General features: G+C 67.1%; 8 protein-coding genes. 4 read left to right on the top strand and 4 right to left on the bottom strand.

Going from position 1 to position 12,384, the window contains the following annotated elements:
- The first annotated feature begins 29 nt into the window (after nucleotides 1-29).
- The 3 genes from AB4879_RS26780 (at nucleotide 30) to AB4879_RS26770 (ending at nucleotide 2,328) form a co-directional block, all read left to right on the top strand.
- Nucleotides 30-590 (top strand): TetR/AcrR family transcriptional regulator, encoded by a 561-nt coding sequence (locus AB4879_RS26780; protein ID WP_370510000.1) that lies wholly within the window; start codon nucleotides 30-32, stop codon nucleotides 588-590.
- A 62-nt stretch (nucleotides 591-652) separates the two neighbouring features.
- A complete protein-coding gene (locus tag AB4879_RS26775) occupies nucleotides 653-1,861 on the top strand; it encodes an FAD-dependent monooxygenase (RefSeq protein ID WP_370509999.1) in 1,209 nt (402 codons plus the stop codon).
- Nucleotides 1,858-2,328 (top strand): nitroreductase family deazaflavin-dependent oxidoreductase, encoded by a 471-nt coding sequence (locus AB4879_RS26770; RefSeq protein WP_370509998.1) that lies wholly within the window; start codon nucleotides 1,858-1,860, stop codon nucleotides 2,326-2,328. The genes AB4879_RS26775 and AB4879_RS26770 overlap by 4 nt, the downstream gene beginning before the upstream one ends.
- Nucleotides 2,329-2,335: 7 nt before the next feature.
- Here AB4879_RS26770 and AB4879_RS26765 read toward each other — a convergent pair whose 3' ends face one another.
- Nucleotides 2,336-3,226, bottom strand: coding sequence for a PAC2 family protein (locus tag AB4879_RS26765; protein WP_036344710.1), 891 nt, complete (start codon nucleotides 3,224-3,226; stop codon nucleotides 2,336-2,338).
- 295 nt (nucleotides 3,227-3,521) lie between these two features.
- On the opposite strand from AB4879_RS26765, the gene metH reads away from it, so the two are divergent.
- Complete coding sequence (gene metH, locus AB4879_RS26760; RefSeq protein ID WP_370509997.1) at nucleotides 3,522-7,283, top strand: methionine synthase; 3,762 nt, start codon at nucleotides 3,522-3,524, stop codon at nucleotides 7,281-7,283.
- A 3-nt stretch (nucleotides 7,284-7,286) separates the two neighbouring features.
- Here metH and AB4879_RS26755 read toward each other — a convergent pair whose 3' ends face one another.
- The 3 genes from AB4879_RS26755 to gnd are packed head-to-tail and all read right to left on the bottom strand — an operon-like array spanning nucleotide 7,287 to nucleotide 12,345.
- Nucleotides 7,287-9,941, bottom strand: a complete 2,655-nt coding sequence (locus tag AB4879_RS26755) for a glucosidase (protein ID WP_370509996.1) — start codon at nucleotides 9,939-9,941, stop codon at nucleotides 7,287-7,289.
- Nucleotides 9,938-11,332, bottom strand: coding sequence for a glucose-6-phosphate dehydrogenase (gene zwf, locus AB4879_RS26750; protein ID WP_370509995.1), 1,395 nt, complete (start codon nucleotides 11,330-11,332; stop codon nucleotides 9,938-9,940). The genes AB4879_RS26755 and zwf overlap by 4 nt, the downstream gene beginning before the upstream one ends.
- Nucleotides 11,332-12,345 carry a phosphogluconate dehydrogenase (NAD(+)-dependent, decarboxylating) gene (gnd, locus tag AB4879_RS26745; RefSeq protein ID WP_370509994.1) on the bottom strand — a complete coding sequence of 338 codons (1,014 nt, stop codon included), beginning with the start codon at nucleotides 12,343-12,345 and terminating at the stop codon, nucleotides 11,332-11,334. The genes zwf and gnd overlap by 1 nt, the downstream gene beginning before the upstream one ends.
- Between the last annotated feature and the right edge of the window lie 39 nt (nucleotides 12,346-12,384).

Raw genomic sequence — 12,384 nt, 5'->3', positions numbered from 1 at the left:
TACTTCTGCGCGAGAGGTGGTCGACGGTGGTGAGTTCCCCAGCGTCAGAACGGGGGCGTGAGGTGCGTCAGCGGCTGCTGGCCGGGGCGGTCGAACTCATCGCCGAACGTGGCTGGACCGCGGTGAGTACCCGCACCCTGGCCGAGCGGGCCGGCGTCACCCCGTCGGTGGTGCACTACCACTTCCCGTCCATGCAGGCACTGCTGCGCGAGGCGGTGACGACGGGGATGCGTGCGGCGGTGAGTGAACTCGACGCGTATCTGGACGGCGCCGGCGGCGCCGGAGATCTGGTCGAGGCCATGTTGGCGTCGGTGGCCTCGTATTCGGGCACCGATCCGACGTCGATGTTGTTCATCGAGGCCTATCTCGCCGCCACCCGCGATGACACGCTGCGCGATGACATCGCCGATGCACTGCATGGCCTGCGGGTCAGCCTCGGTCGCCGGCTGGCCGACCGTGGGGTTGCTGATCCGGACGGCACCGCCGCGGTGCTGCTCGCCGCCCTCGACGGAGTCCTGCTGCATCGGGGTCTCGGCAGCGGGGTGGGCGGCCCGGCTGCGGCGGCCATCCTGCGCCGGTTGGTCACCTGACCGGCGGACGCACGCGGCCCCGACCCCAACAGAAAAGCTCCACCACACGAAAGGAGATGCCCATGAAGGTGGCGATTTGTGGAGCGGGAATGGCCGGGCTGGCGCTGGCCAACCGGATCCGGGCGATGGGCGCGGAGGTGGCTCTCTTCGAACGCGCACCGGCACCCCGCACGCAGGGCTACATGATCGATTTCTTCGGACCGGGCTTCGATGCCGCCGAGGCGATGGGGCTGGTGCCCGCGATCGATGAGATCGCCTATCCGGTGGACGAGGTGAGCCTGGTCGACGAGCGGGGGCGTCGGCGGGCGGGCTTGCCCTACCGGCAGTTCGCCGCCGCTGTCGGCGGACGGCTGCGCAGTGTGATGCGCCCGGATTTGGAGCAGGTACTGCGCAACAGCCTCGACGACGGTGTGGACATTCGGTTCGGGTGTGCCGTCGTGGGTTTCGACGATCACGGCGACGGCGTGACCGTGCATCTCGAGGACGGCACCAGCCTGGCGGCCGACCTCCTGGTCGGTGCCGACGGGATTCACTCGACGGTACGGCGGCTGGCGTTCGGCGACGAGGCGAAGTTCGTGCGCTACCTCGGTTTCCATACCGCGGCGTTCGTGTTCGACGACCCACAGTGCCGGGAGGTGACGGCGGGCCGCTTCGTCCTGACCGACACCGTGGGCGAGCAGATGGGTTTCTACACGCTGCGCGACGGGCGTATCGCCGCGTTCGCGGTGCACCGCCAGGCCGATCCGGCATTGCCCGACGATGTGCGCTCGGCGGTTCGGCGCGCCTACCGACACCTGGGCTGGCTGGCTCCCCGTGCCCTCGACCGGTGCCCACCGGCCGAGGACATCTACTACGACCAGGTCGCCCAGATCCAGCTGCCACGCTGGAGTCGGGGCCGGGTGGTGCTGCTGGGTGACGCCTGCTACGCGGTGTCGCTGCTGGCCGGCCAGGGCGCCTCGTTGGGCATCGCGGGAGCGTATGTGCTGGCCGACCGGCTGCAGCGGTCACCGTCGATCGAGCAGGCGCTTGCCGATTACGAGCGGTTGTGGCGACCGGTCGCCGAGGAGAAGCAGGCCAGCGGCCGCCGGGCGGCCCGCTGGTTTTTGCCCAAGTCGGCGCTCGGGCTGTGGGTGCGCCGCACCGCGCTCGCGGCGGCCGCCCGGCTGCCGCTGGCGAATCGCTACGTCGGCGCCGCTCTGGCCGGCAAATCCAGCGGGCTGATCTCCCAGCTCCGCCGCAAAGACCACTCCTGGCAGGAGGTTGTCAAGTGAGCCAATGGAATCCGGGGCGACTCACCCGCGCGCTGTTCCGGGCGCCCACCTGGCTCTACGGCCGCGGCCTTGGCTGGCTGCTGACCGGCCGGCTGATGTGCCTGACCCATGTCGGCCGGCGGTCGGGCCGGCATTACCGCACCGTGCTCGAAGTCGTCGGCCGACGAGGCGAGGAGATCTACGTGGTCTCGGGCTTCGGCTCATCCTCTGACTGGTATCGCAACGTCACGGCCAACCCGCCGGTCGAGGTGATCAACGGTCGGCGCCGGTTCACGCCGGTGTGCCGGACGCTGGAGCCCGCCGAAGCGGCGTCGGTGATCGCCGACTACGAACGGCGCAACCGGCTGATCACGCCGGTGGTCCGCAAGGGGCTGTCCAAACTGGTGGGCTGGGATTACGACGGCACGCCGACCGCGCGCGAACGTCTGGTCCACGAGGTTCCGCTGCTGGGCCTCCGCCCGGCGTGAGGTCGGGCTAGCCGCGAAAACCCGGACCCCGCCGGCGCAAGTACCGCTCGAACTCGGCGGCCAGCGCGTCGCCGTCGACCTTGGAGAGCGCCTCGTTGACATCGACCTCAGCGTCGCCGCGCTGTTCCAGGGAGGCCACGTACTCGGCGATCTCCTCGTCCTCGGCGGTCATCTCGGTGACGGCCTGCTCCCACTCCTCGGCCTGCGCGGGCAGATCGCCCAACGGCACCTCGATGTCGAGCACATCCTCGACGCGCCGCAGCAGCGCGACGGTGGCCTTCGGATTGGGCGGTTGCGACACGTAGTGCGGCACCGCGGCCCAGAACGTCACCGCCGGGATACCGGCCGCCACGCAGGCATCCTGGAACACGCCGGCGATCCCCGTCGGGCCCTCGTAGCGGGTTTCCTCGAGACCGAAGAACTTCGCGGATTCGGGGGAGTAGGCCGCTCCGGAGACCGGGACGGGCCTGGTGTGCGGGGTGTCGGCCAGCAGCGCGCCCAAGATCACCACGGTGTCCACGTTCAGCTTGTCGGCGATCGCGAGCAACTCGGCGCAGAACGTGCGCCACCGCATGTTGGGTTCCACCCCGTGCATCAGCACGATGTCGCGGTCCGAGCCGGGCGGGCGGCAGTGAGAAATCTGCATCGACGGCCACACCAGTTCGCGGGTCACGCCGTCCACCTGCCGGATCACCGGACGATTCACCTGATAGTCGTAATATGCCTCGTCGTCGATCTCGACGATCGTGTCGGCCTCCCAGATCGCGTCCAGGTGCTCGAGCGCGTCGCTGGCGGCATCGCCGGCGTCGTTCCAGCCCTCGAAAGCCGCGACGATGATCGTGTTCTGCAATTCGGGCAGATCCGGGCCTTTCGCGCCGCTGAAATTCGACGGGGTCACGACTTCAGCCTAAGGGTTGCTCGGCTTCGATGAGCCTTCTCGGACCGACTACCCTGGTGTCGTGGCGTGTGCTAGTAGACGCGTCATCGGCACGTGGTTGCGGGCCCGGGCGTCCCTGGTGCGAAATACGTTCGGCTGCAATCTGGTTAACCCGACGGGTTAGGCGTCCAGAAGTCCATTGCAGGACGACGTAGACTTTTCACCGTCGAGAGGCGTTGCAACGGGTCCGGCCGGCTGCCGGTATCCGCCACGCTCGGCAGAGTTAAGGACGCCTTCCGTCATGGAAGGAACGTTTGTGAGCACCCCTGAGTCGAACGGCTTCACGCCGAACATCCGCCCGGACTGCACTGATGCGTTGGCAGCGGCCATGCGCGAGCGGATCCTGGTGATCGACGGTGCGATGGGAACGGCGATTCAGCGCGACCGACCGGATGAGGCCGGGTATCGCGGCGAGCGGTTCAAGGACTGGCCGAGCGACCTGGTCGGTAACAACGACCTGCTCACCCTGACCCAGCCGCACATCATTGAGGGCATCCACCGCGAGTACCTCGACGCCGGCGCCGACATCCTGGAGACCAACACGTTCAACGCGAACGCGGTCTCGCTGTCCGACTACGGCATGGCGGAGCTGGGTTACGAGCTGAACTACGCCGGTGCGGCGCTGGCCCGCACGGCCTGCGACGAGTTCAGCACGCCCGACAAGCCGCGTTACGTCGCGGGTGCGCTGGGCCCGACGACCCGGACCGCGTCGATCTCCCCGGACGTCAATGACCCCGGCGCCCGCAACGTCTCCTACGACCAGCTGGTCGCCGCCTACCTCGACGCCGCCAACGGGCTGGTCGACGGCGGTGCCGACATCCTCATCGTCGAGACGATCTTCGACACGCTGAACGCCAAGGCGGCGATCTTCGCCATCGAGACGCTGTTCGAGGAGCGCGGCCGCCGCTGGCCGGTGATCATCTCGGGCACCATCACCGATGCGTCCGGGCGGACGTTGTCCGGTCAGGTCACCGAGGCGTTCTGGAACTCGATCCGACACGCGAAGCCGCTCGCGGTTGGTCTCAACTGCGCCCTCGGCGCACCCGAGATGAGGCCGTACCTCGCCGAGATCTCGCGTATCGCGGACACCTTCGTGTCCTGCTATCCGAATGCCGGTCTGCCCAACGCCTTCGGCGAGTACGACGAGTCCCCGAAGCGTCAGGCCGGATACGTCGAAGAATTCGCCGACGCCGGTCTGGTCAACATGGTCGGCGGCTGCTGCGGAACGACACCGGCGCACATCGCCGAGATCGCGAAGGTCGTCGAGGGCAAGACGCCCCGCGAGGTGCCGCAGATCGCGGTCGCCACCCGGCTCGCCGGCCTGGAACCGCTCAACATCACCGACGAATCGCTGTTCGTGAACATCGGTGAGCGCACCAACATCACCGGCTCGGCGCGGTTCCGCAACCTGATCAAGGCCGAGGATTACGACACCGCGTTGTCGGTGGCGCTGCAGCAGGTCGAGGTCGGCGCGCAGGTCATCGACATCAACATGGACGAAGGCATGATCGACGGCGTCGCCGCGATGGATCGGTTCACCAAGCTGATCGCCGCCGAGCCCGACATCAGCCGCGTCCCGGTGATGATCGACTCCTCCAAGTGGGAGGTCATCGAGGCCGGCCTGAAGAACGTGCAGGGCAAGCCGATCGTCAACTCGATCTCCATGAAGGAGGGCGAGGAGAAGTTCGTCCGTGAGGCCCGGCTGTGCCGCAAGTACGGTGCCGCCGTCGTGGTGATGGCCTTCGACGAACAAGGGCAGGCCGACAACCTGGAACGCCGCAAGGAGATCTGCGGGCGCGCCTACCGGGTCCTGACCGAAGAGGTCGGCTTCCCGGCCGAGGACATCATCTTCGACCCGAACTGCTTCGCCCTGGCGACCGGCATCGAGGAGCACGCCACCTACGGCATCGACTTCATCGAGGCCTGCGCCTGGATCAAGGAAAACCTGCCGGGCGTGCACATCTCCGGCGGCATCTCGAACGTGTCGTTCTCGTTCCGGGGCAACAACCCGGTCCGCGAGGCGATCCACTCGGTGTTCCTGTTCCACGCCATCAAGGCCGGCCTGGACATGGGCATCGTCAACGCCGGCGCACTGGTGCCGTACGACTCGATCGACCCCGAGCTTCGCGACCGCATCGAGGACGTCGTACTGAACCGTCGCGAGGACGCGGCCGAACGCCTCCTCGAGATCGCCGAGCGGTTCAACAGTTCGGAGAAAGCTGACGATCCGGCCGCGGCCGAATGGCGGTCTCTGCCGGTCCGCGAGCGGATCACGCATGCTCTGGTGAAGGGCATCGACGCGCACGTCGACGACGACACCGAGGAGTTGCGGGCCGACATCGCCGCCGCGGGAGGTCGCCCGATCGAGGTGATCGAAGGTCCGCTGATGGACGGCATGAACGTCGTCGGTGACCTGTTCGGTTCCGGCAAGATGTTCCTGCCCCAGGTGGTGAAGTCGGCCCGGGTGATGAAGAAGGCCGTCGCCTACCTGCTGCCGTTCATCGAGGCAGAGAAGGAGGCCTCCGGCGCGTCCCAAGATGGAAAGGCCGGTAAGGACACCAACGGCACGATCATCATGGCCACCGTGAAGGGCGACGTCCACGACATCGGCAAGAACATCGTCGGGGTTGTGCTGCAGTGCAACAACTTCGAGGTGATCGACCTCGGTGTGATGGTGCCCGCGGCCAAGATCCTGGAGGCGGCCAAGGAGCACGACGCCGACATCATCGGGCTGTCCGGTCTGATCACCCCGTCCCTGGACGAGATGGCCAACTTCGCCGTCGAGATGGAACGCCAGGGCCTGCAGATCCCGCTGCTGATCGGTGGCGCGACGACCTCGCGCGCCCATACGGCCGTGAAGATCTCGCCGCGCCGCAGCGGCCCGGTGGTGTGGGTGAAGGACGCGTCGCGCTCGGTGCCCGTCGCCGCCGCGTTGCTCGACGACAAGCAGCGGCCGGCTCTTCTTGAGTCCACCGAGAAGGACTACGCGTCACTGCGGGAACGGCATGCGCAGAAGAACGAGCGGCCGATGCTCACCCTGGAGAAGGCCCGCGCCAACCGGACACCGATCGAGTGGGACGGCTACACACCGCCGGTGCCCGCCCAGGGCCTCGGCGTGCGGGAGTTTCTCGACTACGACCTCGCCGAGCTCCGCGAATTCATCGACTGGCAGCCGTTTTTCAACGCCTGGGAGATGAAGGGCCGGTTCCCCGACATCCTGAACAACCCGGCGTCCGGCGAGGCGGCCCGCAAGCTGTACGACGACGCCCAGCAGATGCTCGACACCGCGATCAAGGAGAAGTGGCTGACCGCCAACGGGGTGATCGGCTTCTTCCCCGCGAACGCCGTCGGCGACGACATCGAGGTGTACACCGACGAGACCCGCACCGAGGTGCTGACCAGGTTGCACAACCTGCGCCAGCAGGGCGAGCACCGCGACGGCATCCCGAACCGGAGCCTCGGCGATTTCGTCGCGCCCAAAGACACCGGCCTGGCCGACTACGTCGGCGCCTTCGCCGTCACGTCAGGGCTCGGCGGCGGCGAGAAGATCGCGGAGTTCAAGGCCGCGCTCGACGACTACAGCGCGATCCTGCTGGAGTCGATCGCCGACCGGCTGGCGGAGGCGTTCGCCGAACGCATGCATCAACGGGTCCGCAAGGAGTTCTGGGGTTATCAGCCCGACGAGCAGCTGGACAACGACGCGCTGATCGGCGAGAAGTACGTCGGAATCCGTCCCGCGCCCGGCTATCCCGCCTGCCCGGAGCACACCGAGAAGATGACGCTCTGGGAGTTGATGGACGTCAAGGAGCGCACCGGTATCGAGCTGACCGAGTCGATGGCGATGTGGCCCGGCGCCGCGGTCAGCGGCTGGTACTTCTCGCACCCGCAGTCGCAGTACTTCGTGGTCGGCCGGCTGGCCCAGGATCAGGTTGCCGACTACGCCAAGCGCAAGGGCTGGACCCTGGCCGAGGCCGAGCGCTGGCTGGCGCCGAACCTCGGCTACAACCCGGAGGACTAGGTCCTAGCGCCGGAAGTACAGGCTGCCCCGGAACTGCAGCAGCACAGCGACGGTCGCGGTCCAGCCGGTCTGGTGGCTGGCGCCGAGGCCGCGGCCGGTGTCGCCGTCGAAGTACTCGTGGAACGGGATCAGGTCGCGCCAGTGCGGGTCGCTCTGGAAGTACTCGTTGTCCCCGAACACCGCTCGCCGGCCGTTCTCGTCGCGGACCAGGAGGCCGGTGAGCTGGCGAGCCAACCGGTCGGCCACCACGTGCAGGGTGACCTCGTCGGCCGACCCGGCGGGATCGGGAACGCGGTAGGTATCGCCGAGGAACCGGGCGTAGGAGTTCAGCGCCTGGACGATAAGGAAATTGGTGGGCAGCCAGACCGGGCCGCGCCAGTTCGAGTTACCGCCGAACATCCGGCTGCGTGATTCGGCAGGCTGATAGTCCACGACGTAGTCGGCGCCGTCGACGTGGTAGGTGTACGGGTGGTCCCGGTGATACCGCGACAGTGACCGGATTCCGTTGGGGGACAGGAACTGCTCGGGGTCGAGGAGCCGTCGCAGGATATGGGTGAGCCGGTCCTCGTGGATGACGCCGATCATCAGATGCGTGCCGTCGCCGCCACTCATCACCAGTTTGACGTCGTCGTCGGTGTGCTCGTAGGTCTTGGCCAGCGCTTCGAGACAGTGCCGCAGGGTCGAGGTCACCTCGGTCGCGCTGGTCGGGATGGCGATCGCGGCGAACAGTGGAACGATCGCCTGAATCGAGAACACCTCCAGCGATCTGCTCGTCCCGTCCGGCATTTCGATGACGTCGTGATAGAAGTTCGTGTCGTCGTTCCAGAAGCTGACCCGGTAGGTGCCCTTCTCCAGCGAATTGGCCACCAGCCAGGCGTCCCACACCCACCGGCTGAACATGTCGGTGTAGCTCGGATCCGTTTGGGACAGTTCGATCGCCATCTCCAACAGATGGAAGACCAGCGCCGCCATCCACGCGGTGCCGTCGACCTGGGCGAGTTCGCCGCCGGTGGGTAGCGGCTCGTCGCGGTCGAACACCCCGATGTTGTCCATGCCGAGAAACCCACCGCCGAACACACCGCGGTTGGTCTCGTCCTTCTGATTCAGCCACCACATCGCGTTGAGGGTGGCTGATCGGTACGCGGTGGCCAGGAAATCGAAATCGCCCACACCGCTGCGGAGCTGATCGAGTTGGTAGACCTGCCACGCCGCCCAGGCATGCACCGGGGGATTGGTGTCACCGAACTTCCATTCGTAGGCCGGGATCTGGCCGTGCGGATGTTGCGCGGTGGAGCCGTGCAGCACGAGTACCTGTGCCTTGGCGAAGTCGGGATCGATGAGCGCCATGGCGACACAGTGAAAGGCCAAGTCCCAGGCGGCGAACCACGGGTACTCCCAGGCGTCGGGCATCAGGATGACAGCGCTGACCGCGAAGTGCTGCCAGTCGTGGTTGCGTGCGCTCCAGCGTTCGCGCGGCGGTGGCGGCTGCTCCGGGTCGCCCTTGAGCCAGCGCCGCACCGCGTAGTTGTAGAACTGTTTGCACCACAGCAGCCCTGCGAAGGCTTGTCGCTGGACCAACCGCTCGTCGTCGCTCAGGTCCGGTGCCGCCACCGCGTGATAGAACTGGTCGGCCTCACGCTTGCGGTCCGCCAGCACGGCATCGGCGTACCCGGGCGGGCGAACAGCATCCGTGGTAGCGAAACACACTGTGACGGTGCAGCTTTCACCGGGCTGCAAAGTAGCGGAGACGATCGCGGCGACCTTGCTGCCCTCGGCGGGGTCGACGGCTCCGGCGATGCCGTCCACCACATAGTCGTTGATGCCGTCTTTGGTGGTGGCCGATGCGTTGGGCGAGGAGAACAGCAGGCGGTTGTTGGTCTCGTTCTCGCAGAACACCAGTCGCGGAGTGTCGGTGCAGGAGCTGGTGACCGTGTACCACCGCTGCCCGAGCATGGGGTGCCAGGTGCGCGCCGTTCCGTCGCCGCAGGCGGTGATCCGTGGCCTGTCCTGGCCGGGATCCCAGGACCAGGTGTTGCGGTACCACAGCTGCGGCAGCACGTGGATCGGCGCGGCGTCCGGTCCGCGGTTGGTCACCGTGATGCGGCAGAAGACGTCCTCGGGACCGTCCTTGGCGTAGGCCACCTCGACGTCGAAATAGCGCTGCTGCAGCCATTGTTCGCGCAAGGCCTCGAACAGTTCGTACTCGTCGTCCGCCGGCCCGCGCTGCTGGTTCGTGCGCAGCAGGTCGTCATAGGGGAATGCGGCCTGCGGGTATTTGTAGACCAGGGACGCATAGGCGTGGGTGGGCACGTTGTCGGTGTAGAACCAGTAGTCCTTGACGTCCTCGCCGTGGTTGCCCTCCTCGTTGGCCACCCCGTAGGGCCGCTCCTTGAGGATGCGGTCGTGACCGTTCCACAGCGCGACGCCCAGACAGATGGTCTGCTCGTCATCGCACCAGCCCGCCAGGCCGTCGTCGCTCCACCGGTACGCCCGGCTGCGGGCGTGATCGAACGGAAAGTAGGCCCAGGCGTCGCCGTCGGCGCTGTAGTCCTCTCGCACGCTGCCCCAGGCGCGTTCGCTCAGGTAGGTTCCCCAGCGGCGCCAGGGTGCCACCCCGGTCGTGGCCTCGTCGAGACGGGTCTGTTCGGCCGTGCTCACTGGTGGTCGGGCAGCCAGGGCTGACGCCAGGCCGGATAACCCGCCACCAGTGCGTCGGCTCCCTTCGGTCCCCACGAACCCGGTTGGTAGATCTCGACCGGCGGCGGTGAATCCAGCAGCGGCTCAACGATCCGCCAGGTCTCCTCAACACCGTCTTCCCGGATGAACTGGCTCGAATCGCCGTGCATGGCGTCTCCGAGCAGTCGCTCGTACGGCTCGGGGGCGGCGGCCATTTCGTCGGCGAACACCAGGCAGAGGTTGACGGCGCGGGTGGCGTCGGCGCCCGATTCCTTGGCCTGAAGCACGAGGTCGACGCCGGGGCTGGGGTCGATCCGGAAGATCAGTTCGTTCTGTTCGTCGATCTCGGGCAGGAACGGCAGTGGGGGCGGTCGCTTGAAGATGACCCGAATCTCGGTGGCCCGCACCGCAAGAGCCTTGCCGGCCCGGATGAAGAACGGCACGCCCGACCAGCGCCAGTTGTCGATGTACAACTTCAGCGCCGTGTAGGTCTCGGTCTGCGAGTCAGGCGCGACACCGTCGATCTCCTGGTAGCCGGCGTACTGACCGCGCACGTAGTGCTTGGGGTCGGCGGGACGGATGGACTTGAACAGCTCGACCCGTTTGTCCCGGAACCCGTCCGGGCCGCCGCTCGACGGTTCGGAGGCGATCAGCCCGATGAGCTGCAGCAGATGATTCTGTACGACGTCGCGCAACGCCCCGACCGGGTCGTAGAAGTGGCCGCGATCCTCGACGCCGAAGTTCTCGGCCATCGTGATCTGCACGGCCTCGATCCGGTCGCGGTTCCACAGCGGCTCGATGATCGAGTTGGAAAACCGGATGTAGCGGATGTCCATCGCCGGTTCCTTGCCGAGGAAGTGGTCGATGCGGTAGATCTGCCACTCCTGCAGGTGTGCGCTCAACTGGTCGTTGAGGGCCTTCGCCGACGAAAGGTCGTGTCCGAACGGCTTTTCCACCACCACGCGGGCATTGTCGGTGAGGCCGGCGCCGGCGAGGCCGTCCACCACCCGCCCGAACAGTGACGGCGGGATCTCCAGATAGAACACCGGAGCGGTGCGTCCTTTGATGGCGTCCGCCACCTTGGTGTAGGTCGCGGCGTCCGCGAAATCGCCGGAGACCATCGACAACCGCGCCGCGAATCGGGCGAACACGTCGTCGTCCACGGGCTCGCCGGTGGCCTCGATAGCGGTTCGGGCGTGCTCCCGCAGGGTGTCGGCGGACCAGTCGTCCAGCGCCACCCCGACGATCGGGCACCCGAGCAGGCCGCGCCGCTCCAAGCGGTACAACGACCGGAACGTCATCTTCCTGGCCAAGTCGCCGGTGATGCCGAAGATCACCAGAACATCTGCGGCGGAACCGCTTTGAGCGGCCATCACTTCTTCTCCGCGTGGCCGCCGAATTCGCTGCGCATCGCCGAGCAGATCTTGTCGGTGAACTCGCCCAGCTGCCTGGACTGGAAACGCTCGTAGAGGGCGGTGGTGATGACCGGGGCGGGGATACCTTCGTCCACCGCGGCGAGCACCGTCCAGCGTCCTTCGCCGGAATCCGATACCCGCCCGGAGAACTGGTCGAGGCCGGGTGAGGCCGCGAACGCGTCCGCGATCAGGTCCACCAGCCAGGATCCGACCACCGATCCGCGGCGCCAGACTTCGGCGACCTCGCCGACGTTGATGTCGTACTGATAGGCCCACGGGTCGCGCAGCGGAGTGGTCTCGGCGTCGACCACCCGATCGACCGTGCCGGCGTTGGCGTGCTTGATGATGCTCAGCCCTTCGGCGATGGCGGCCATCATCCCGTACTCGACACCGTTGTGAACCATCTTCACGAAGTGCCCGGCGCCGTTGGGGCCACAGTGTAGGTAGCCTTCGGGGGCGGTTCCGGCGGCGTCCGCGGGCCGGTTCGGGGTGGGCTCAGCGGTACCGATCCCCGGTGCGATGGTCTTGAAGATCGGATCGAGGCGATCGACCACGTCGGTTTCGCCGCCGATCATCAGGCAGTAGCCGCGGTCCAGCCCCCAGACTCCGCCGCTGGTGCCGCAATCGACGTAATGCAGGCCACTTTCGGCGAGCTTCCGCGCCCGGGTGATGTCGTCGCGGTAGTACGAGTTGCCGCCGTCGATCACGGTGTCGCCGGACGAGAGCAGCGGGACCAGTGCGTCAAGAGTCGAGTCGACGATGGCGGCGGGCAGCATCAGCCATATCGCGCGCGGACCGTCGAGTTGTGCGACGAATTCGTCGAGGCTGGCCGCTCCGGTGGCGCCCTCGCCTTCCAGCTCGCTGACCGCGGCGGGGTTCACGTCGTACACGACGCACGTGTGCCCGCCCCGCATCAATCGGCGAACCAGGTTCGCGCCCATTCGTCCCAAACCAACCATGCCGAGTTGCATGACGCCACCCTAGTGATCCGTCGCAGCAAACTCGCCGGA

It is taken from the genome of Mycobacterium sp. SA01 (genome assembly GCF_041287105.1).
Lineage (GTDB): Bacteria > Actinomycetota > Actinomycetes > Mycobacteriales > Mycobacteriaceae > Mycobacterium.
This window is presented reverse-complemented; position numbering and strand designations above follow the sequence as displayed.